The sequence below is a fragment of the Alteromonas profundi genome, from assembly GCF_010500865.1.
GTDB classification, from domain to species: Bacteria; Pseudomonadota; Gammaproteobacteria; order Enterobacterales; family Alteromonadaceae; genus Alteromonas; species Alteromonas profundi.
The window spans coordinates 1-22,720 of sequence record NZ_JAAAWN010000036.1 but is presented as its reverse complement, the minus strand read 5'-3'; the positions used below and the strand labels follow the sequence as shown (position 1 = coordinate 22,720).

17 protein-coding genes are annotated in these 22,720 nt (G+C 44.8%); 13 read left to right on the top strand and 4 right to left on the bottom strand.

All coding sequences use genetic code 11. From position 1 onward, the window contains the following. Nucleotides 1-202: 202 nt before the first annotated feature. Nucleotides 203-1,897: a dipeptidyl-peptidase 3 family protein gene (locus GTH32_RS17985; protein ID WP_163088377.1), complete on the bottom strand. Its 1,695-nt coding sequence runs from the start codon at nt 1,895-1,897 to the stop codon at nt 203-205. 301 nt (nt 1,898-2,198) lie between these two features. Between GTH32_RS17985 and GTH32_RS17980 the strand changes: the two genes are divergently transcribed. Continuing rightward, entirely contained in the window at nt 2,199-3,035 is an 837-nt protein-coding gene (locus tag GTH32_RS17980; RefSeq protein WP_163088375.1) for an HDOD domain-containing protein, read from the top strand. 45 nt (nt 3,036-3,080) lie between these two features. On the opposite strand, the gene GTH32_RS17975 is transcribed toward GTH32_RS17980, so the two are convergent. Further along, on the bottom strand, nt 3,081-4,247 hold the full coding sequence (locus GTH32_RS17975; protein WP_246223315.1) for a benzoate/H(+) symporter BenE family transporter: 1,167 nt from the start codon (nt 4,245-4,247) through the stop codon (nt 3,081-3,083). Between the two features lie 189 nt (nt 4,248-4,436). Between GTH32_RS17975 and GTH32_RS17970 the strand changes: the two genes are divergently transcribed. Beyond that, entirely contained in the window at nt 4,437-4,994 is a 558-nt protein-coding gene (locus GTH32_RS17970) for a helix-turn-helix domain-containing protein (RefSeq protein WP_343033456.1), read from the top strand. A gap of 46 nt (nt 4,995-5,040) precedes the next feature. Here the strand turns inward: GTH32_RS17970 and rdgC are convergent, their stop codons facing one another. Next, a complete protein-coding gene (rdgC, locus tag GTH32_RS17965) occupies nt 5,041-5,952 on the bottom strand; it encodes a recombination-associated protein RdgC (protein WP_163088373.1) in 912 nt (303 codons plus the stop codon). A gap of 99 nt (nt 5,953-6,051) precedes the next feature. After that, entirely contained in the window at nt 6,052-7,782 is a 1,731-nt protein-coding gene (locus GTH32_RS17960; RefSeq protein WP_163088371.1) for a sensor histidine kinase, read from the bottom strand. Between the two features lie 203 nt (nt 7,783-7,985). Here GTH32_RS17960 and phoB point away from each other — a divergent pair, with 203 nt between their 5' ends. The 11 genes from phoB (at nt 7,986) to GTH32_RS17905 (ending at nt 22,149) form a co-directional block, all read left to right on the top strand. Beyond that, nucleotides 7,986-8,675, top strand: a complete 690-nt coding sequence (gene phoB / locus GTH32_RS17955) for a phosphate regulon transcriptional regulator PhoB (RefSeq protein ID WP_163088369.1) — start codon at nt 7,986-7,988, stop codon at nt 8,673-8,675. Nucleotides 8,676-8,748: 73 nt separating this feature from the next. Then, a complete protein-coding gene (gene phoR / locus GTH32_RS17950) occupies nt 8,749-10,050 on the top strand; it encodes a phosphate regulon sensor histidine kinase PhoR (RefSeq protein ID WP_163088367.1) in 1,302 nt (433 codons plus the stop codon). Between the two features lie 60 nt (nt 10,051-10,110). Beyond that, the gene (locus GTH32_RS17945) at nt 10,111-11,028 is read left to right on the top strand and encodes a PstS family phosphate ABC transporter substrate-binding protein (protein ID WP_343033457.1); all 918 of its coding nucleotides are present in this window, start codon (nt 10,111-10,113) and stop codon (nt 11,026-11,028) included. A 343-nt stretch (nt 11,029-11,371) separates the two neighbouring features. Beyond that, nucleotides 11,372-14,164: a hypothetical protein gene (locus GTH32_RS17940; protein WP_163088363.1), complete on the top strand. Its 2,793-nt coding sequence runs from the start codon at nt 11,372-11,374 to the stop codon at nt 14,162-14,164. A 116-nt stretch (nt 14,165-14,280) separates the two neighbouring features. Next, nucleotides 14,281-16,929 (top strand): TonB-dependent receptor domain-containing protein, encoded by a 2,649-nt coding sequence (locus tag GTH32_RS17935; RefSeq protein WP_163088361.1) that lies wholly within the window; start codon nt 14,281-14,283, stop codon nt 16,927-16,929. A gap of 179 nt (nt 16,930-17,108) precedes the next feature. Continuing rightward, nucleotides 17,109-17,867, top strand: coding sequence for a DUF3450 domain-containing protein (locus tag GTH32_RS17930; RefSeq protein ID WP_163088359.1), 759 nt, complete (start codon nt 17,109-17,111; stop codon nt 17,865-17,867). Nucleotides 17,868-17,880: 13 nt separating this feature from the next. Next, on the top strand, nt 17,881-19,245 hold the full coding sequence (locus GTH32_RS17925) for a MotA/TolQ/ExbB proton channel family protein (RefSeq protein WP_163088357.1): 1,365 nt from the start codon (nt 17,881-17,883) through the stop codon (nt 19,243-19,245). 2 nt (nt 19,246-19,247) lie between these two features. Further along, nucleotides 19,248-19,766 carry a MotA/TolQ/ExbB proton channel family protein gene (locus GTH32_RS17920; RefSeq protein ID WP_163088355.1) on the top strand — a complete coding sequence of 173 codons (519 nt, stop codon included), beginning with the start codon at nt 19,248-19,250 and terminating at the stop codon, nt 19,764-19,766. 31 nt (nt 19,767-19,797) lie between these two features. Then, nucleotides 19,798-20,205 carry an ExbD/TolR family protein gene (locus tag GTH32_RS17915; RefSeq protein WP_015066235.1) on the top strand — a complete coding sequence of 136 codons (408 nt, stop codon included), beginning with the start codon at nt 19,798-19,800 and terminating at the stop codon, nt 20,203-20,205. A gap of 3 nt (nt 20,206-20,208) precedes the next feature. Continuing rightward, complete coding sequence (locus GTH32_RS17910) at nt 20,209-20,817, top strand: energy transducer TonB (protein ID WP_044056047.1); 609 nt, start codon at nt 20,209-20,211, stop codon at nt 20,815-20,817. Between the two features lie 6 nt (nt 20,818-20,823). Continuing rightward, complete coding sequence (locus GTH32_RS17905) at nt 20,824-22,149, top strand: tetratricopeptide repeat protein (RefSeq protein ID WP_163088353.1); 1,326 nt, start codon at nt 20,824-20,826, stop codon at nt 22,147-22,149. Nucleotides 22,150-22,720 lie beyond the last annotated feature (571 nt).

The following is a 22,720-nucleotide window of genomic DNA, read 5'->3' as shown; positions in this document are numbered from 1 at the left end:
AGGTAAACGCCTAAAGTGAGTTATCAGAATACGTATTATGGCGAAACAATGTTGAACATGTAACTGGACGCAAGGATAGGTATTTATCCGAAATTAACTCACAGACAAGTGGGTGTCTAACTTTCTATAGTAAGCTGGAGGGGGTGGGTGTCTAAAAAGCCCGCAGCGGGTGGCGCGGGCTTTTTATGGTATTGAAAAACAACTATAAGCCTAGGACTGATTTACCTTGTTCAAAGTGGATGTCCACTGGGATGTTGGCGGCTTCAAGTCGTGCTAAGTCACTGGCAAGCTGGGGTTTAATGACCCCCATAGTTTCAACAAGCTCTGCTACGCCGTCATAGTCTCCATCACCTTGAAGGGTTAGGATTAACTCTGATAAGGCCTCTACCGCTGCGCCCATATTTACCATGTTTACTCTATACAAACCGTCATCTGTTTGCTCAAATGCGCCTTGTTGCGAAAAAAAGTTAAAGCGGATCATATTGGCTTTGCCATGAGCACTTGATGCACCAAAACGTACAGAACGGAAGATGCCTGCCATGAAGGTGACATAATAATCCTCTAACGTGCCTTGCGTTATCTCGCCTTTTTCAAGTAGGCTTTGTACCATATACAAGCCTAGAATATCGGCTTTGCCTTCTTCCAACGCTGATGCATGTTCTTTTAGTGCGCCCCTAACTGTGTTTTCGCCATCAAGGGTGTTTTTGATGCCTAACCCGTGCGCTACCTCATGGAACATCGTGTTAGCGAAAAATGCATCAAAAGTAATATGCTTACGCTGCTCAGGCACGATGAGTGTCTCGGCTATAGGCATCAAAATATGATCAAACTTAGCTTGCATCGCGTTTTTTAGCTGTAAACGACGAGTCCCTTTTTCTAGCTGTACTCTTTCGTCATTCGGCAAATTAATTGCAATAGTTTTGCTTCCTGCATTAGAGTGACCTGCGTAATACACTACGTCGTATGCATTTAAATCTGCATCAGAGCCAGGCATTTCCGCCTTATACTCATCGGCTACGGGGAGTCCGCGCTGTAGTTCTGGTAAAAATGCAGCGTACTTAGCAAGCCTTTCACTCCACGCTAAATCTTTAATTAATACGTAGGCCTCAAAAGCAGCTCTATACCCGAACAGTTGGTCTTCGTAGGTCTCTATTGGGCCTATTACTAATTCGATCGGGTTCGTTTTCATATCCATCCACGCCATGTCTGACGCGAGATAATCATCGTTTAAAAAGGCTTCGGCACGTAAGGACAAATAGTTTGCAAAGTTCTCATCTTCAGCGAGTTCGGAGGCTTTTTTTAATAATTCCGCAGCTTTTGATAGCTCCGCGCGATAGGCCTCTGAGTAGGGGGTTGTATAAAAGTTGCCATTTTCATCTCGTTCAACCAACGAGTACAGCCCAGTTTTATCATCGAAACTGGCGGCAGAAAACGAGGCTTTATCTGTATCATGGGGATAAAACTCCGCTCCAGGCGCTTTGGCGTCATATCCTGCCAAGAACGGAGTATCTCCATTTAATCTGTCCCATGGACCATAGTTAATCATTGCAAAGTGACGAATGTCATCATTCTGTAAACCACTTAGAAACGTATCTTTATCTCCGAAAAAGGCTTGTTTCCAGAATAAGTCGTCCATGATTTCGGCGGCATCTATTAATAAGCCTATCATGTTCTTTTGATCGGCACTTAAGTGCGACAGATCGCTGGTAAGTTCTACTGGTTGATAAATATCAAGACGCGATTTATCAACTAACAACCTACTTGCTTCTTGCTTGGGTGTTTCTGATGATGGTTCTTTATTTTCAGAAGGCGCATCGCTACAAGCGCCAAGGAATAGACTAGCACTTATTGCTAGTGCCAACGAGGAAAGGGGACTACGTTTGATCTTTGTTCTCATAATAAATTTTCTTGTCGTTTTTAACGTTTCAAAAAGTGCTGCTTAGATTTATGGCAACGAATAGGATTCTTTTAGCCTTCTGTTTAATAACAATAAACAGAATATAGGTATATCATAATAGACACCTAATATTCTTGCTATCATATAGGGTATGCTTTTCTTTTTCATCGCGTATAGTAGGAGTTAAAGCACTAACGTATGTAGTGAGAACTTGAGTTAACTTAGCATATCGAAGTTTGATAGTAGGAAACGAACGCTCATAGCCTAAGCGGCCTATGGCACATCTTAAAAAGGTAGGTATATGTCTACACAGAATGCGCTTTCAACCATATTAGTTGAAAAAATCAACAACGATACTCTCGTACTGCCCACGTTACCGGCGATTGCTTTGAAAGTACGAAAAGCCGCTGACGATCCTGATATCAACCTCAATGCGATGGGCGACGTTATCGGCCAAGATCCTTCATTAAGTGCCCGCATGATTAAAATAGCGAATAGTGCGTATCTAGGAAGAAGCGTAAAGGTTACTTCAATAAATCAAGCGGTTACGCGTATAGGGCTACGACAAATTAAAAATATATCTACGGCGTTGGCCATGGAGCAATTATTCGTCTCAAAAAACGATGTCGTCGCCCGTTACTTGCAACACGAGTGGTCGAATACTGTAACTGTCGTAGCAAACGCAATGGCAACGTTGCAGTTGTACATCGCGCGCACAAAAAAACGCGAAATGAGCATTGATGCTATGACACTAGGTGCCTTGGTACACAACATTGGTGTTTTACCTATTTTGACTGAAGCTGAACGTCACCCTGAAGTCTTTGCTAACCCCACCTTCCTTGAAGTTGCTATTGACAAGCTTTCGGGGCGCATCGGTGAGAAAATTATGCGTGAATGGGGCTTTGGTGACGTTTTCGCCAACCTTGCAAAAAACGTTAAAGACCTGAGCTATATTCCTGAGCAAGTGTCGTATATTGATTTTGTACGAGTAGGGGCTGCACTTTCCGGAGCTATGGAAAACAAGAAAGATGATGTACTGAATCTAGCAATTCAACGTGATGTAATTGATAGCACGAGCACGCTTCAATCCGACGAATTCAACGAATTATCTGCGGCTGCACGCCAAATTTTCGCCTAAGTAAATATCTAAATACTCAGCTAAATTACCGATAAAAAGCCGAAATTAGTTTTCTAATTTCGGCTTTTTTATTTGTTCTACTTTTAATAAGAGTAGCCCTAGTAATAAGCCCCATACGGCAGATGTAATAGAGAAAAATGAAAAGCCAGCCGCTGTGCATAATAACGTCACGGTAGCGGCATGGCGATGACGGTGGGTGTCCAAGCAGCGTACCAGTGCATTTTGTAACGTGGCAAGCAGTGCCAACCCTGCTAATAGATGAACTACTACTTTCGGCATAGCGACAAACAACGTCACAACAATGGAGGCGCATGCCGCCATGATTAAATAAGCTATGCCTGCCATCATTGCGGCCTTATAGCGTTGCGATTTATCCTTATCAGCATTTTCTCCCATACATAAGGCGGCTGTTATCGCCGCTAAATTGAAGGTAAATCCGCCTAATGGCGCAAGAAGCCCTTGTACTATCGCCATAGCGCTCAATAAGGGCCGGTGATCGGGGTGATAACCATGGGCATGGTGAATTGCAATCCCGGGTAAGTTTTGTGACAAGGTTGTGACGATAAAAAGGGGGATAGCTAAACCTATGGTCGATGCAATAGAAAACTCAGGTGACACCCACACTGGGGTGGGGAAGGCAATGGTTAAGTTAAGGCTGTCGTTCATATTAAAACTTGCTGCTACGGCAAGTGCGAGGAGGATAAGCATTAGGTAGCGGGGGAAGAATCGGCTTCCAAATAGGTAAACAAATAAGAAGCTGAGGACCAAAATAGGGTGGGTGTCTAGGTCGGTGAAAATTGCCAGACAGATGGGGAGCAAGATACCGGCTAATAGGGCTGATGATATGGAAGGAGGGATGCGACTTATCATATTCAGTAGGTAGCGGTTCTGCGCGGTGAGCAACGATAAGCCCGCACATACAATAAAGGCCCCAATACACTCAGCGAGACGATACTGCTCAACACTGCCAAGTAGAAAGGCTGCACCTGGCGTAGACCAAGCGGTGACCACCGGCATTTTTGTTAACCAAGAAAAAGCAAGGCAGGTTAGGCCCATTCCCAACCCTAAAGCAAATAGCCAACTAATGATCATGTTGTCATCGGCGCCCGCCTTCCTTGCAACATCTATCACAATAACTACAGCACTGCTGTAGCCTACCACCACCGCGGTGATACCGGAGGTAATGTGGCTCATGCGCAAAAATGATTTCAATTTTGTCTCCTGGCAGGTAGATTAAGGAAATGAAAAAATAGTGTGCGTTATAACGCTCATTCACATAACATACACCCGTGCGTTATAACGCACAAGGGTGAGGTGTATAATCTTTCTAAATTCACTTAGGTTTGGCATAGTTGAACACCGGAACATCAGTTTAGAAGCAGAGAAATTAGAGGATAGAGGGTGAGTAGCGAGGGCGAGGGGCGTATTTTTGCGCAAAGTATTGCAGTGCATCTGAAGACACTGAGAAAGCAAAAAACGCTGTCATTAGATAAGGTAGCGCAATTGACGGGGGTCTCTAAGGCGATGCTAGGGCAAATTGAACGGCAGGAATCTAGCCCGACTATTGCCACCTTGTGGAAGATCGCCACCGGGCTTGAAGTATCGTTCTCGTCCTTTCTGCAAAATTCACAAGAAGATAAAGCGTCGCTATCTAAAGGCGCTATCCACGACCCAAACATGCAAGCCAGTACCTTGTTCCCCTTCGATGCGCAAAAAGGGTTTGAGGTGTTTGAAATCACGCTTAGTTCGTTTCATCAGCAGTATTCAACCGCGCATTTAAAAGGAGTGACGGAGCATATTCATGTTTTAGAAGGGCGCCTAGCTATATTAGAAGGTGAAAAATGGCGGGATGTTGAAATAGGGCAGCAATGTGTAATTAACGCTGATCAACCTCACGGCTACCAGGATAAAGCGGGTAAAACTCGATTTATTGCCATTATTCACTACCCACTTATTTAGTGGGTAGTGGCAATTGTTTGCTATCGCGTTGATGCGTATTAAAAAGTTACAGTTTTTCTTCGTTCAAATTAAGTGCTTTTTGAAGGAATGTCATTAACGTACATATTTCTGCAGACATGAGGGCGAATTCCGCATCAAGACGGGCTTCAACTTGGTCTTTTGGCACGTCTTCGGTTTCTTCTTTTAGTCTATCGGTAAACTTAATGCGTTTAAGCGATCCATCTTCGGCTATAACAGCGGTAAGGGTGTCTTGATATTCAAAGGCCACTTTTTGTACCAGTTTACCTGCATCTAAATGGATACTAATTTCGTCACTGTCCAGCGGTTGGTTTTTGCATCGAATGACACTGCCAGCGTCATCGGTAGATTTAAACTCAGCCTCTTCGAGTAAGGCTATCCCCTCGGGGGTGCTATCGGTAAGCCAATGTGTTAACTCTGACTGTAAGCTATGACGGGCAAACGGGACTACTGGTAATGAGCCTATAGCTTTACGCACTAGTGCAAGAAATGCTTCAGCTTTTCCATCGGCAGATGCGTCAATAACCACCAAGTTATCGGATAATGAAATAAAACCGTGGGTATAGCTGTTTTTGGTAAAGGCTTGAGGAAGTAAACGTGTTTGAATTTCTTGTTTTAAATCAGCCTTAGCTTTTTTACCTACCGGCGAACCAGTTTCCATTTCAATTTTAGCCACCATTTCGTCAAGCTCTGCATTGACTACAGCGGCAGGTAATATCTTTTCTTGTTTCTTAACCGTTATCCAAAAACGTTGCTGTACGCAATGAAACATTGCGCCAGTTTTACCCGCTTGAGAAAACGGGGAAGCAAACCCCATAGTGGCAACATCTTGGCTACCACAGGGGCGAAAAGCTTGTTCATTTAGGGCACGTTCTAAATCTTCATCGTTAAATGAGAGTGGTTGAGTAATTTGATAGGCTTTTATGTTTTTAAACCACATGATAGGGCAATCTCTTTGCAAAACGGGGCGCAAGCGTACCAATCTACCTAAGGCTTAGCAACGCTAAAACGCGCGCGCCGGCTATTAAACGTTTAAGCATTAGTTTGGTTGTAAAGGAAAATGGATTATGTAAGTCAGCCCTTTGCCAAGTTCACTTTGTGCTTCAATATGCCCCGACAACGATTGGGTTACAAGGTTATAGATAATGTGCGTGCCTAAGCCACTGCCCCCCTCACTTCTTTTAGTGGTGAAGAACGCATCAAACAACTGCGCTAAATGGTCAGGCGATAATCCTTTACCATTATCCTTATAGGTGAAGATAACGTTATTTCCATCGGAACTGGCCGCAATGCTAATAACCCCATCGTTCTTATTTTCAAATCCATGCACTAACGAATTGATCACCATATTGGTTACAATTTGAGATATGGCTCCTGGTGCACAGCGAATGGTTAAATCTTCTGGGCAGTCTACTTTTATCGTATGATTGGTACGTTTGAAGCTTGGCTTAAGTGATTGAATAATCTCGGTTAAGTAGTCGTTTAAATTAAATTCACGAACCGCATTACTGGTCTGATCCACAGCCACTTGTTTAAAGCTGGCTATCAATTCCGATGCCCTGTCTAAGTTGTTGAGTAGCAATTGAGCAGTTTGCTCAGCCTCGCCAATAAACGTAGACATGGTTTTGGTGGTAAGTTTTTTGTCTTCAAAGTTGCGCTTTAAATTGTCCAAGCGTTCTTGAAGAAAGCTCGCTGCAGTTACGCTTACACCTAACGGCGTATTTACGTCATGGGTAATACCGGCTACTAGCCCGCCTAATGAGGCTGTACGCTCTGAGTCAATGAGTTGGTCTTTGGCTAGCTCCAAATCTTTCATTGAACTGGCAAGCTCTGCGTTACGCTTGCGTAGCTCAGCTTCAATATACTGGCGATTTTCGTTTTCCTGGCGCAGTTCCCGTTGGTTCGATATTAACTCGTCTTTTTGTTGTTCTAAATCGAGCATTATTTGCGAAAGGAACGCCGTTTTCTTCGCAACTTCTTGTTCTAAAATAAGGTTTTGATCATCCAGTTTTTTATTCGCTAACGTAAGTTCTAGCTGAGTACCTTCAAGCTTTTTATTGGAAATAATTAAGTCGTCGATAACCTGGTTATACGACTCTTTTAACTGTAATAACTCGTCATCATCAGCGGGGGTAATTTTTAATTTACTGTCTTCTGGGTGGCGAGCATCAAAGCTTTCCATTTGTTGCATAATTTCCGCAAGAGGCTGCGAAAGCATAGTTCGAAAGGCGGTCATAAATAAAAATACAAGGAACGCAGTTTTCAATATCGCATTACCAATAAGAAAGAATATCCCCACCTCGATACGGCTAAAAATAGTATCGAAACTTGAATATAAGGTAACGTCACCCACTGTCGATTCGCGACCGGAAAATTTAAATATAAGGGGAAATGTGTAGCTAAATAAGCCGCCAGAATAATCTTCGAAAATGGCTTCTTCTTCCGTACTGCGGGTTCGCTGTGCGCGTACTCCTAGTTCGGCTACATAATTGCCGTTTTCGCCTCGCACCTGCACTCCTTCCACAATGGGAAGTTCTAAAAGCCCCTCAGCAATTGTGCGCGCTTGCTGAGTATTCAGTTCCCACAACGCTCGGGTTAGGCTAGACGAAAACGTATTTTTAAGGGTTTGCAGCTCGTCTTCTACATGATTTTTTGTGCTTAAATACTCACTAAAAATCTGCCCTACGGTTACGATAAGCGTCAAAACAAAATAGACAGAAAGCACCCTTGTAAGAAGTTTTCTTGATAACCCAGTTTTTACAGCTGCCATCGAACAAACTGCTCCAGTCCATTATTCCCTGTTATGTTATAGCCCAGAATATGCGCAAATGTATGAATAAACAAGCAAGCTCACCGAAAAGAATGACAGATTAAATTAGGCTAACCCTTGACACATAAAGGTAATCGTTTTAATAAAAGTGTCACATATCCCATTAATAATAGCGGCGTTTTGTGATGAGCAGGAAAATAACGATGTCTCGAACAGTTTTGGTGGTTGAGGATGAAGCGCCGATCCGTGAAATGCTTAAATTTGTGCTAGAGCAATCTGGCTTTAATATTATTGAAGCGGAAGATTACGATATAGCGCAAGCGAAGTTGTGCGAGCCCTACCCCGATCTAATTTTATTGGATTGGATGCTACCTGGGGGCAGCGGTGTGCAGCTTGCGAAAAGCTTGAAGCAGCACGAATTTACCCGTGATATCCCGGTTATTATGCTAACGGCTAGGGGCGAAGAAGACGATAAAATTCGCGGGTTAGATGCCGGGGCTGATGATTATATTACTAAGCCATTTTCTCCCAAAGAGTTGGTTGCCCGTATTAAAGCGGTAATGCGACGCGTTACACCAACGTCTAACGAGGAACCGATTGAATTTAATGGGTTAAAGCTTGAGCCTGTATCTCATCGCGTGGTCGCAAAAGACGATCCTGTGGATATGGGGCCCACTGAATTTAAGTTACTTCATTTCTTTATGACACATCCTGAGAGAGTGTACAGCCGAGAACTGTTGCTTGATAATGTTTGGGGTACCAATGTGTATGTTGAGGATAGAACCGTAGATGTGCATATTCGCCGTTTGCGCAAAGCTATCTCTCGCCATGGTCATGATGCTATGATTCAAACGGTACGCGGTGCCGGATATCGATTTTCCGCAAAACTTTAATATTACGCCTTTTTATTAGGTGCAAACGCACCTAATCGCGCGCTCACTTGTTGGTTAGCAGGCCTATTTCACTATGTATTATCCGTTCTCTTGGTTGAGAAGTACGCTTCGACTTGGTGTATACCTAGTGGTTTTTGCCATTATCGGTTGGTACTTAGACGATAAGCTGCTTGCCGTAGCAATTGGCGCATCGCTGCTGTTGGTATTTAACTATTGGCATTTATACAAGCTAAATCGTTGGTTATGGCATAGTCGAAAGATGTCCCCACCTACAGTGCGCGGTGTGTGGGAGCATATTTACGAGGGGATTTATTATCTTCAACGTCGTAATAGAAATAAACGGAAAGAACTTGGCGAGTTAGTTAAGCGCTTTAGGGAAGGGTCTGAAGCGTTACCCGATGCAGTCGTGGTGGTAGACTCAAAAGCGTGTATCAGTTGGTGTAACCGTTTAGCGCGGTTAGAACTTGGGCTAAAGTGGCCGCAAGACGCGGGACGCCGTTTAGACAACTTACTGCGTCACCCTGAATTTGTGGCTTATTTTCATGCGGGTAATTTTAAGTACCCAATCGAGGTTCCTTCTCCTACTAACCCCAATAAAACCTTTGAATACCGTATCATGCCGTACGGCGATGCCCATTTATTGCTTATCGCGCGGGATATTACGCGGGTGTCGCAGCTTGAAGAAATGCGTAAAGATTTTGTCGCGAATGTCTCCCACGAATTACGCACGCCGCTTACAGTTATTAACGGGTATTTAGAAATTTTACCCCATGATGAAAAAAGCGACCCCTTTGTTCATAAAGCTATGACCGAGATGATTTCGCAAACCCAACGCATGCAAAATCTAATTGAGGATTTACTCGTGCTATCTCGCATAGAGGCAAGTTCAGAACGTATTTATGAAAATATCGTGAATATGCCCTCGGTACTTGCGCAAATAGAGCGTGAAGCGCAGGCATTGAATAAGCAAAAACAGCATCGTATTGTGTTTCACATAGCGCCTGATCTCTATATTTATGGTGTAGAAACCGAAATTAGAAGTGCTTGTTCCAATTTGGTGTTTAACGCCGTGCACTACACCCCAAGTGAAGGTGAAATACATGTATATTGGGAAACCTGTGAAACCGGCGCGCGCTTTGCGGTTGTCGATAATGGCGATGGCATAGAGGCTACACACGTTAACCGGTTAACTGAGCGTTTTTACCGGGTCGATAAGGCGCGGTCACGAAAAACTGGCGGTTCGGGGTTAGGGCTTTCCATTGTAAAGCACGTATTAAGTCATCATAATTCACGTTTGGATATCGCCAGTACCGTGGGAGAAGGAAGCCAATTCTCCTTTGTGCTAGATAGAGAATTAATTGCAGAGCAAGGGTAGGTGTCATTGAATCTTGTACTACGTCGCACATTGCGCTTAGTGTGTCTTACCGCAGGGCTTATAAGTATTCTACCTGCCGTAGGTCAAGACGAACAAGTGCCGCACTATGTTCGCCAGCCTGGCGTAGCTGGTAAAATCACGTCGGTTGGATCAGATACGCTGGCAAACTTAATGACGTTTTGGTCGCAAGAATTTAAAACCCTTTATCCTCATGTTGGGTTTCAAATTCAGGCTTCGGGTTCATCCACCGCGCCACCAGCGTTAATAGAAGGTACGGCTACCATAGGCCCTATGAGTCGAGCGTTAAAGCCCAGCGAAATTAGAGATTTTACCCGTGTTCACGGCTACCCTCCAGTGGTGCTTAAGGTCGCTATGGACGCTATTGCTATTTTCGTTGAAAGGCGCAATCCGCTCCCAGGGCTAACGTTAAAACAAGTAGATGGGATTTTTTCTCAAACTCAGTATTGTGGCGGTAACGGGTATATTAACCATTGGTCTCAGTTAGGCCTTAGCGAGGAAAGTTATCAAGGGCCTATTCGCCTGTATGGTCGAAATTCGGTATCGGGTACCTATGGGCTGTTTAAAATAATGGCACTGTGTGATGGTGACTTCAAAAATACCGTAAACGAGCAGCCTGGCTCAGCATCAGTGGTGCTTTCTGTGGCCAGCAGTATAGGCGCCATCGGTTATGCTGCCTATGGCTATAAAACAGCGGGCGTGCGCGCCTTACCCTTAGGCGAAACAGCCGATAATTTTATTCCCTTAAACAGCGATACTGTTCGAGGTGAACAATACCCATTTTCTCGTTTTCTGTACTTGGTGGTAAACAAAAAGCCAGGAGAACCCTTACCCACGTTAGAGCGTGAGTTTTTACGCTACGTTCTGTCAAAAGAAGGGCAGCAGCAGGTGGTTAGAGATGGCTATTTTCCTATTCGCGAAGATGTGTTAATTCGACAACGTAGGTTGTTGGCGCAATAGTGCCTTTGGCGTTCATCAAGTGCTCGCATCGCCCGCGGTAGCGACATGCTACACCTGTAAACACCGCCTATAGCCGGTGTTTTTAATTACCTGTGCATCGCGCATAATGGTTTGTCACTTCCCCCTCTATTAACTCTAGACGCACGCGCCACACCGCTAAAAGTAGCTTAAAAACAACGTCTAAAGCCTTTTCCTTTATTCCAGGTTGGTTTTTTTGCATAAAAAACCAACGTGTTTTGTGAAAGTTTTGTGACAGTCGGGGAATGTAACAAATGTGTCATTTACCTTAGGTAAGGTTTCCGCGTTTTCTAAATCCATAATTATACCGTACTTGGAGAAACACATGGAACTTAAGCAACTTTTCAAGGCTTCAGCAATTGCTACTGCGCTTGTGCTAGCTGGCTGTGGCGGCGACATCAATATCAGCGAAGGCGATATTGATAACAGCGTTACTAATACAACAAATAATAATGGCAGTGACTCTGATGGCGGCGACAGCGGTTCGGACTCAGGTTCTACAGATACCACAGTAGGCGAATCAAGCACCTTCTTAAGTGGCGAAGTAAGCGAAGCGTTCGGTCAAGATGTTGAGGTTCGTGTTTTAACAGGTACATTAACCGCCGATGATGCGGATGACCAAGGTGTTATTACACTAACTAACGATACTGTATGGGCGTTAGAAGGGCCGGTATTTGTGGGTAACGATAAAGCTGATAGCGTTACCTTAGAAATTGAAGAAGGCACGATTATCTTTGGTCGTACTGGCGCCGACTATTTAGTCGTTGCCCGTGATTCTAAAATTGAAGCAGAAGGCACTGCAAGTTCGCCAATCATCATGACTTCATTTAACGATGTAGTGGGTGATGAAGTAGGTGCAGGGCAATGGGGTGGTGTGGTTATTCTTGGTAACGCTACGTCTACTAAATGCCCACAAGACGGTTCAGATTGCGCATTGCAAGTTGAAGGTGCTGAAGAAGGTGCGGTATTTGGCGGCACCGACGATACTGACAACTCTGGTATCTTAAAATACGTAGTAGTTAAATATGCTGGCTTTGAAATTGCACCAGATAATGAGCTTAACGGTATTACATTCGGTGGCGTTGGTTCGGGTACCGAAGTGGATTATGTACAAGTACATAGCAATGCAGATGACGGTGTAGAGTTCTTCGGCGGAGCGGTAAACGCCAAGCACTTGGTACTTACTTCAAACCAAGATGACTCAGTAGATTGGGACAATGGTTATAAAGGTAAGCTTCAATATGTTTACGTACAGCACGCTTCTGACAACTCAGATGCAAACCGTGGTATTGAAGGCGATGGTGATGGCGGTGACGGCCTAGAGTTTTCTCAGCCAATGGTTGCGAATATGACGGTAGTGGGTAACACTTTTGATACTGCAGATGCAGACTCTGAAGGCCTTTTACTACGCGACCAAACAGGTGCATACCTGATGAATTTCCTAATCACCGGCCCAGAAGGAATGGGTGAGTGTTTAGAAATGGACACAGACGAAACGGTTCAGGCTAACCTTTCTGACGGTGACCTTACCATGACTTACTCTGTTATCTCATGTGCTGAACCTTTCAACACGCCAGAAGGCGCAGTTAACTTAGAAACGTGGTTCACAGAGCAAGACGGTAACCAGCTTATCGCTTTTGAAGACCGTGCAAACCTAGGTTTAAACATCGACGGTTCATTGACGTCTGAAAGCCCGCTCCTTACCGCAGGTGGCGATGCGTCTACATTGCTTGACACTTTCTTTGAAGCAAATACGTTCGTGGGTGCGGTTGGTGAAACTGACTGGCGCCAAGGTTGGGCGTTTGGTTTCGGTGGTGGCACAATCGAATTAGCGCAAAGTGCTTCAGGTTGCCCAACAGGCACAACCAGTATTACCCCGGTTGATGGTGAAACCACTACCTGTGAAATCTCGGGTACTATTACTTCAGATTTAACGTTGACTGAAGGAAATCTTTACGCCTTATCAGGAGCAGTATTTGTAGGCGGCGACAAAGAAAACAGCGCAATTTTAACAGTTGAGCCTGGCGTGACGGTTTACGGCGCTTCAGGTAACGATTACTTAGTGGTTAGCCGTGACTCTGAAATTAATGCAAACGGTACGGCGTCATCGCCCATTACCTTCACCTCGCGCGACCACGTAACGGGTGGCCTAGAAGCAGGTTCTGCTGGCCAGTGGGGTGGTATGATCATCCTAGGTAATGGCGAGTCAACTAAATGTCCACAAGACGGTTCTGAGTGTTCGCTTCAAGTTGAAGGTGCGCAAGAAGGTGCGGTATTTGGTGGCACAGACAACACCGACAGCTCAGGTACACTTCGTTATGTTCGTGTAATGCACGGTGGTTTTGAGATTGCGCCTGACAATGAGCTAAACGGTATTACATTCGGTGGTGTTGGTTCTGGTACTACAGTTGAGTATGTTCAAGTTCACAAAAACGCAGATGATGGTGTTGAATTCTTCGGTGGTGCGGTAAACGTTAAATACCTTACTTTAACCGGTATTCAAGATGACTCTGTAGATTGGGATAACGGTTTTGAAGGTAAGTTGCAGTTTGTTTTAGTAAAACATGCTGATGACAACTCTGATGCTAACCGCGCAATTGAAGGCGACGGTGATGGCGGCGACGGTACGGCATTCTCTAACCCTATGGTTGCTAACATGACAGTAATTGGAAACACGTTTGATACTGCAGATGCCGACTCTGAAGGTATCCTACTTCGGGACCAAACAAACGCTCAACTTTACAATATCATTGTAACTGGCCCTGCGGGCATGGGTGAATGTTTTGAAGCTGACCTTAGTGATGGCGATACTACATTACTTGCCAACATGGATGGAACAAACGCAACACAGTTAACGCTTGAGTCTTCTGTTCTTGCCTGTGAAGAAAACATCAATAACTCGGGTGATTTCGACCAAGAAGCTTGGTTTACCGCGCAAACAGGGAACACCTTGTTAGATAACACGGCAACAGTAGTCAACGGCATTTACACCGTGAACGACACTGTAGCTACAGATGTTTCAACTATCGACAGTTTCTTCTCTTCAGTAGACTTCATCGGTGCAGTTAAAGACGCTGACAACGATTGGACTGCTGGTTGGACTGTTGGTCTTGAGTAAAACTCCATTCTACTAGCTTAATTCGAGCAAGTACGTTGCCTATGTGACGTACTTGTTTTTAAGCATGTAAGGCACGGAATTCTCCGTGATAGTATTCGCTTTCAAAGAGGTTAATCATGAACAGACCTGCTAACAGGTTTCTTCTAAAACCGATCAGCTTGGCAGTCGTAGCAGGGTTAATGGCACCGGTTTCTACCGCATTTGCTCAGTCTAACGAAGATGAAGTGATTGAAGAAGTTGTTGCCACTGGAACACGCCTTAAAGGCACTGCAACGGCGGTAATGGAAGAACGTAAAAATCAAGCTTTCGTGGCTGATATTTTAGGTGCAGAATCAATTTCTCGTACCGGAGATAGCGACGCAGCGTCAGCACTTCGACGGGTTACGGGTTTAACACTGGTAGACGGTAAATTTATCTACGTTCGTGGTTTGGGTGAACGCTACTCTTCTACCCAACTTAACGGCGCAGTGGTTCCAAGCCCAGACCCTACACGTAACGTAATACCGCTGGATTTGTTTCCTTCAGACATAATTGAGAGCCTTTCGGTTCAAAAATCATATTCTCCGTCAATGCCGGCATCGTTTGGTGGCGGTAACGTTGATATACGTTTGAAGTCAATTCCATCGGAAATGGTTTTCAATCTTTCGGGGAATGTGGGGTACAACACGGAAAACTCCGGCGACGTGTTAGATTATGCTGGCGGTGGCCGTGACTGGTTTGGTGAAGATGACGGCACCCGTGCTGCGCCAGCAGCAATTCAAGAAATGTGGAACAGTAAACAGTTTCTTGATGATCTTGATCCACAAGTTGCATTGGACTTGTTTAAAGACGTTTATAAAGACTACGATCCTGAATTGACCAGCGCTGACCCGGATATGGGGCTGAACATGACAGTGGGTAACAGTTTCGACTATGACGATGACTGGCGTTTCGGCTTCTTGCTTACAGCGGGATACGATGCGCAAACCCGTGCTTCAGAAGAATATGAATTACAAGATCCAGACCGCGTGGGTGACAATACCATTCTCGTTCGCTTCTTTGATGATATTCGGGGCACAGAGCGCACAGTACAATGGTCTTCAATGCTTACCTTAGGCATTGATTACAATCGAAACCACCGTGTCGACTATACCATTGTCGCGTTAAACGATACCCGTGACGAGATTCGCGAGATGTATGGTAATACTGAAAACTTAAACCAAGCTGAAGGCTTGCGTATTCGTGATATCGACGTGGAATATGAAGAACGTACCATGTATACCAATCAATTTAAGGGCATGCACACATTCCCTGAATTGAACTTCTTGGGGTTAGATTGGACGTATTCTGAAGGCCGCTCAATTCGTAATGCTCCGGGTAATTTCAATACACGTTTTGTACTTGAAGACGTGAACGATGACGGCGTTTTTGATACAGATAGCGAAATTGTATTGCTTGATGCGCAGACAGCCGGACGTTATGAGTTTCAACAGCTTCACGATCGCCTAGAAAACTTCCGTTATAATTTCACTATCCCGTATACCATGGGTAAGTGGGAGACAGAGCTGAAAGTGGGGGCGAACTATGTCACCAAAACACGTTCAGCGGAAAACCGTCGATTTGATATCAATACATTAGCTGTAGAAGACAGTTCCGTGCTGGTTGGTAATGCATATTCAGATATCTTTAACGATGATGTGCTTGAAACGCTAGAGCTAAATAGCCGCGCCATTCTACGTGATACCACAATCGCTGGGGATGACTATGTCGCGGGTCAGAAGGTAGACGCTTACTATATGGAAGCGGATTTCTTCTATGACAATAAATGGCGCTTTACGGGTGGCGTAAGATGGGAAGACTTTAGACAGGTGGTAGCACCGCTCGACCCCCGCACAAATCAGTTCGACTTAAACGATGAAGCTGATCGCGCTCAATTAGCTTTCCAAGAAGATGACTTTTACCCTGCATTAGCAGTGACATATTTCTTAGAAAGCGACATGCAGCTACGTGCAAGTATAGGTCAGACAGTGGTAAGGCCTGATCTGCGTGAAGTGTCGTCTGCCACTTATATCGACCCCCTTACTAATTTCCCTATCGCAGGTACACCCGGCCTTGATACCACAGATATTATTAACTACGACCTTCGTTGGGAGTGGTATCGAGAAGCAGGAAACAACCTTTCTGTAGGCCTATTCTATAAAGATATGGAAGCGCCGATAGAATCAGTACAGTCACCTGCACAGGATGGCCCTCCGCTTATTCGCATTGCAAACGCAGAATCTGGCGAAGTGTATGGGCTAGAACTTGAGTTTTTACAGGGCTTAGAGGTTGTTGGTAATGGAATATGGGACAATCTATTTTTGTCTGGTAACGTAACGGTAAGTGATTCAGAAATTGTATTAGACCGCCAGAATATTGTTGACCAAACAGGGGTTTCTGCGGCCATCACTAACACCACGCGACGTATGACTGGTCATTCACAGTACGTGGTGAATATGCAATTAGGTTTTGATTCTGATAACGGTGAACATTCAGCGTCTGTGGTTTACAACGTATTTGGGGATCGTATTCTTATCCCTGGTATCGATGGCTTTGATGATAGCTATGAGAAACCGTTCCACTCATTTGATGTGGTTTATAAATACTACCCTGACTTCAACACCACTATTACCTTTAAGGTTCAAAACCTTCTTAACCAAGATAAGGAAATAGAGTTTGAAGAGACGTTGTTAAGGTCTGAAACACGAGGTACAACCTTAGGTTTAACCTATAAATACGACTTCTAAAACAACCATGCAAAAAGCCGCTAGCAAGCGGCTTTTTCTTTGCTTATTCGAAAATAGTGACATCCGTCTGAGATATATGACAGACCCGTAATAAAACTGTCATAGAAAAATCCTATCCTACGCGCAGAAATTTATAGTCGGTGAACACCGATTTCTTTTAACTTTAAAGGTTTGAATGTATGAAGCTTATCACTGCTTTGCTTGTTGCAGGTACGCTAGCAGCGACTCCAGCACTTGCACAAGACGATGAAGTCTTAAAGCCCGTTGTCGATGAGGCGGCGAAAATAAATGAATCTGCGGCCAGGTCGCAAGCCACTATCAATGGTATTACTGATCAGATCGATAGCAAACTTCAACAGTTCAAAACATTGATGAAAGAAATCGAAGGTCTTGAGGTGTATAACACCCAGCTTCGTAAGCAGATCAATAGCCAAGAACAAGAAATGGCAGACCTTAACGCTGCAATTGATGAAGTGTCTGTTGTTGAACGTCAAATTACGCCGTTAATGATTCGTATGATTGACGGACTAGAGCAGTTTATTGCGCTAGACGTACCTTTTTTACCTGAAGAGCGTGCCAATCGTGTTGCCGACCTCAAAGCAATGATGGACCGCGCCGACGTGGCCGCGTCTGAAAAGTTCCGCCGTGTTATGGAAGCGTATCAAGTTGAAATGGACTACGGACGCACGATGGAAGCTTATAGTGGTATTCATACCATCGACGGCAAAGAGCGTGATGTTGAGTTTTTACGCCTTGGACGCACCGCGCTTATATACCAAACCCGTGATGCGAGTTCGCAGGGCGTATGGAATAAGCAAACCCGTCAGTGGGAAGAGTTAGACAGTGGCTATCGTACACAAATTACTAAAGGTCTGCGTATGGCGAAGAAACAACTCGCCCCAGACTTACTAATGCTGCCAGTTGCAATTACAGACTAAGAGGTTGATGAGAATGTTTAATACAGTAAAACGTATCGCTGTTGGTCTAGCAGCCCTTAGTATCAGCGTGGGTGCTTTTGCACAAAGCGACCGCGCCATGGACTTAGACGCGCTTCTAAAACAGTTAGAAGAAGGTCAATTTGCCCAATCACAGCAAAATAAGCAGCGTGAACAAGACTTTATGGCACAGCGCGCTGAACAAGATCGCATCTTGCGTGAAACGCGTGCTCAGCGCGATCAAATGCTTAAGCAATCTGAACAGCTTGAAACCCAGTTTGAAGAAAACGAATTTAAATTGGCAGACTTAAACGGCGCCCTTGATACCCGCTTAGGTTCATTAAAAGAGCTTTTCGGTGTGCTTCAGCAAATAGCTGGCGACACGAAAAACAAGTTTTATAACTCAGTAGTTTCAGCGCAAATTCCAGGACGCGCAGACTTCTTAGATCAAATGGCGCAAGATATGGGGTCAAGCTCAAAGCTTGCTTCTATAGAAGAAATAGAGCGCGTATGGTTTGAAATGCAGCGCGAAATGACAGAAGCCGGTAAAGTCACGAAATTTACTACCGATGTAGTAGAAGCGGGTGGCGAGAAAGTGAACAAAGAAGTGGTTCGCGTAGGGCCTTTTGCTCTGGTTTCTGACGGTAAATACCTCGAGTATAACGGGGTAACAGGCACAGTATCTGAGCTTATTCGCCAGCCAGCTGACCGTTACAACGACTCAGCTGCTGAACTTCAAGCATCAAGTGGCGACCTTGTTCAATTCGGTATCGACCCAACAGGTGGTTCAATTCTCGGCCTTCTTGTTCAGGCGCCTAACTTACAAGAGCGCGTAGAGCAAGGTGGTGTGGTTGGTTACATCATTCTTATTGTTGGTGCGTTTGGTTTACTGCTTGCCCTAGAACGCTTAGTCACGCTTTCTATCACGCGAATGAAAGTAAACAGCCAGCTTAAGAACAACGAAGTGAAAACGAATAACCCATTGGGCCGCGTACTTAAAGTACGTGATGAGCATCCCAATGCCGACGTTGAAGCGCTAGAACTTCACTTAACCGAAGCAATTTTAGGTGAAGTACCTAAGCTTAGCCGTAACCTCACTATCATTAAGATTATCTCAGTGGTAGCACCGCTTATGGGTCTATTAGGTACAGTAACCGGTATGATTAACACCTTCCAAGCCATTACCTTGTTCGGCACAGGCGACCCGAAATTGATGGCAGGTGGTATTTCAACAGCACTTGTAACAACAGTACTCGGTCTTGTTGTAGCGATTCCAATGACACTGCTTTATGCAATGCTTAACACACGTTCAAAGAACATTGTGTACATCCTACAAGAACAAGCGTCTGGCGTAATTGCAGAGCGCGCTGAGCGAGGCTAATCATGATCGAGTTTCTAGAAGCAATTCGCGATTTCACAGAAACAGGTGGCCAGGTTCTCCTGGTCATCGGTCTGCTGATATTCGTTATGTGGCTTTTAATCCTCGAGCGTGCCATGTATCTGATGATTTGGCATAAAAAAGCAAAAAATGAAGCGGTGGCACGCTGGACGGCACGTTCAGATCGCTCTTCATGGTTTGCGAAACAAGTTCGTCAGAAAACGATTTCACAGCTAACTATGCGTTTAAATGGAAGTATACCGATTATTCAGTCGCTTGTTGCACTTTGCCCACTCCTTGGTTTGATGGGCACAGTAACCGGCATGATTGAAGTATTTGATGTAATGGCAATTGCGGGTTCAGGAAACGCGCGTTCTATGGCATCGGGTGTATCGAAAGCCACCATCCCCACCATGGCGGGAATGGTAGGCGCATTGTCAGGCGTATTTGCGGCTACTTGGTTAAACCGCACAGTGAAGTCTGAACGCACGCATCTTGAGGATGCATTGGTTATTCAACGTTAATGCCACAGGGCATTAAGGTAAGGTATTTATTATGAAGCAGCACTTTCAAAACTTAGTCGATGAGGAAGAAGCAAACATCGACATGACGCCCATGCTGGACGTTGTATTTATCATGTTGATCTTCTTTATCGTGACTGCATCGTTTGTAAAAGAAGCGGGTATTGATGTTAACCGCCCAGAAGCGGCCACCGCTGTGAAGAAGGATCGCGCTAATATCCTTATTGCCATTTCAGACAAAGGTGAGATTTGGATCAATAAGCGTCGCATCGATGTTCGTGCGGTACAAGCGAACATTGAACGTCTTCACGCTGAAAACCCGCAAGGCACTGTTGTTATCCAGGCTGATAAAAAAGCCACAACAGAAACCCTTATTAAGGTAATGGATGCATCGCGCGCAGCCGGTGTTTACGATGTTTCGATTGCAGCTCAAGAGCCATAAATCATGCCACGATATATAATCGCATTTGTTATATCCCTTGCGATAACGTTAGGCCTGTTCTTCTTGATGCAGTCGCTGATCAAGATGGGTGGCAGCGCCTTAACGGAACCGCCAAAGGGAAGCGTGCTTGACTTTGTAAGGGTTAAGCAGGATGAACAAGTAGAGAAAAAAGATCGCAAACCGAAAAAGCCACCTAAGCCTGAGCAGCCGCCGCCACAAATGCAGCAGCCTCAGATGGATTCACCTACCCCTAACGCGGAAGGTACGTCAATGGACTTTGGTGCTGACGTGGGTGACGATATTTCGTTAGAAGGCGGGTTAGCGCTTGAGTCAGGCGATGGCGAATACCTACCTATTGTTAAAGTCGCTCCTGTGTATCCTAGACGTGCACTTCAACGTGGTATTGAAGGTTTTGTTATTGTTGAATTTACGGTAACTAAGCAAGGCGCAGTGCGAGACCCCATTGTGGTAGAAGCCAACCCTCAAGGTATATTCGAACAGGCAGCCATTGATGCCGCGATGAAGTTCAAATATAAGCCGCGGGTGGTAAACGGCGAAGCCACAGAAGTATCGGGTGTGCAAAACCGCATTACCTTCCAAATAGACGGGTAACAGAAGATGATGAAGAAACAGACGAGTACATTGCTTAGTGCACTGGCGTTTGCAATCGCATCAGCCACAGTCTCTGTGCCTAGTATGCTTATTGCCACCGACGCACTAGCGCAAGAACAAAAGGCCAGCGATAAAAAAACGCGCCGGGTTCCAACGCTTCGTGGAAAGGTTTACGAGCAGTTAGCACGCGCCCAGTCCGCAGCCGACGATGCCGGTAATGTTGAAGAAGCCATTGCTATATTAAACGAGGTGGAAGAGAAATCTGACTCGATGAATAGCTATGAAAAAGCCATGATGTATAACTTTTTCGGCTTCATTTACTACAACAATGAAGATTATGAAAAAGCATTAGCATCTTTTGCAAAAGTAGTTGAACAGCAGCCTATTCCTGAAAAGTTTGAAATGACCACACTTTTCAGCTTGGCACAGCTTAACTTAATGCAAGGCAATTACGACGATACCATTAGGTATATTGAACGCTGGGAAGCGCTTAACCAAGGGCCTGTACCACCGAAAAATAAAGTCATCAAAGCACAAGCATACTATCAAAATAAGAAGTATGACTTAGCGGCTGACTGGATCACGCAGGCTATCGAAGATCATGAAGCTGAGGGTATGATACCTGATGAAGGTTGGTTAATACTTCAGCGGGCTGTTTACTATGAACTCAAACAGCCTAAGAAGGTTAAAGACGTTTTAGTGAAAATGGTAAAACTGTTTGATGAACCTAAATATTGGATCCAACTTGCCGGCATGTATGGCGAGTTAGGTGAAGAGCGCAAGCAGTTAGCGATTATGGAAACAGCCTATCAACGCGGGTTCGTATCATCAGCTTCGGATATTTTTAATTTAGCTCAGCTTTATTATTATCATCGCGCGCCTTATAAAGGAGCGAAACTGATGGAGCAAGCAATGAAAGATGGCTTGCTTGAAAAGAACCTCCGTAACCTTAAGTTTTTAGGTCAAAGTTGGTCACTTGCAAAAGAACAGGACAGAGCTATTCCTGTAATGATGCAAGCGGCTGAATTGTCGGAAGATGGCGAGCTTGATGCGCAACTGGCGCAAATTCTTCTAAATGAAGAGCGCTTTGATGACGCAATTGCTGCAGCGGACAGAGCTATATCAAAAGGTGATCTACGCAACCCTGGCTTGGTTCACTTAATCAAGGGCATGGCGCTTTATAACCAAAAGCAATACGCCTTGGCGCTTAACCAATTGGCGGAAGCAGAGAAGCACCAAAAAAGCCGTGCGATGGCGCAGCAATGGAAACAGTTCGTACAAGGTGAAAAATTACAAGCCGAGCGAATTGAAGCAGAACTGGGCACCAGTTAGCCTCGTTAGCTAAACTAAACGTAAATAAATAACCGCACTAGCATAGCTACTGCGGTTTTTTTACGCGCCAAACGCCCCCTGGATATCAACTAAGACACCCACAAATTAACTAAGACACCCATGTAGTCTCATTGGACACCCACCAAATTAACGCTATAGACATCCACAAACTAACGCCATAGACATCCACATAAATAGGTGTGGAGTGGAGTCAGCTTGGTTTAGTTTCAACTTAATGTGTGGGTGTCCAAACTCCCCGGACACCCACAAAATTAACGCCATAGACATCAACATAAATAGGTGTGGGGTGGAGTCAGCTTGGTTCATTTTTCAACTTAAAGTGTGGGTGTCCACGAGGGGTGGGTGTCCAAACTCCCCGGACACCCACAAAACTAACGCTATAGACATCCACATAAATAGGTGTGGGGTGGAGTCAGCTTGGTTGTAAGCGTACGGCCATAACACGTTGAGCTTATTTTTAGTGCCCACTCATTTTTAAGTGGACACCTATTTTTAGAGTGCGTCGGTCGTTTGCGTGTGAGTCAAATCGATGTTCCACGGCAACAGTTCA

What these genes read in the sequence shown, in the direction of transcription:
- GTH32_RS17985 (WP_163088377.1), bottom strand. Translation starts at nt 1,897, where the DNA reads ATGAGAACAAAGATCAAACGTAGTCCCCTTTCCTCGTTGGCACTAGCA.
- GTH32_RS17980 (WP_163088375.1), top strand. Translation starts at nt 2,199, where the DNA reads ATGTCTACACAGAATGCGCTTTCAACCATATTAGTTGAAAAAATCAAC.
- rdgC (WP_163088373.1), bottom strand. Translation starts at nt 5,952, where the DNA reads ATGTGGTTTAAAAACATAAAAGCCTATCAAATTACTCAACCACTCTCA.
- GTH32_RS17960 (WP_163088371.1), bottom strand. Translation starts at nt 7,782, where the DNA reads ATGGCAGCTGTAAAAACTGGGTTATCAAGAAAACTTCTTACAAGGGTG.
- phoB (WP_163088369.1), top strand. Translation starts at nt 7,986, where the DNA reads ATGTCTCGAACAGTTTTGGTGGTTGAGGATGAAGCGCCGATCCGTGAA.
- phoR (WP_163088367.1), top strand. Translation starts at nt 8,749, where the DNA reads ATGTATTATCCGTTCTCTTGGTTGAGAAGTACGCTTCGACTTGGTGTA.
- GTH32_RS17940 (WP_163088363.1), top strand. Translation starts at nt 11,372, where the DNA reads ATGGAACTTAAGCAACTTTTCAAGGCTTCAGCAATTGCTACTGCGCTT.
- GTH32_RS17935 (WP_163088361.1), top strand. Translation starts at nt 14,281, where the DNA reads ATGAACAGACCTGCTAACAGGTTTCTTCTAAAACCGATCAGCTTGGCA.
- GTH32_RS17930 (WP_163088359.1), top strand. Translation starts at nt 17,109, where the DNA reads ATGAAGCTTATCACTGCTTTGCTTGTTGCAGGTACGCTAGCAGCGACT.
- GTH32_RS17925 (WP_163088357.1), top strand. Translation starts at nt 17,881, where the DNA reads ATGTTTAATACAGTAAAACGTATCGCTGTTGGTCTAGCAGCCCTTAGT.
- GTH32_RS17920 (WP_163088355.1), top strand. Translation starts at nt 19,248, where the DNA reads ATGATCGAGTTTCTAGAAGCAATTCGCGATTTCACAGAAACAGGTGGC.
- GTH32_RS17915 (WP_015066235.1), top strand. Translation starts at nt 19,798, where the DNA reads ATGAAGCAGCACTTTCAAAACTTAGTCGATGAGGAAGAAGCAAACATC.
- GTH32_RS17910 (WP_044056047.1), top strand. Translation starts at nt 20,209, where the DNA reads ATGCCACGATATATAATCGCATTTGTTATATCCCTTGCGATAACGTTA.
- GTH32_RS17905 (WP_163088353.1), top strand. Translation starts at nt 20,824, where the DNA reads ATGATGAAGAAACAGACGAGTACATTGCTTAGTGCACTGGCGTTTGCA.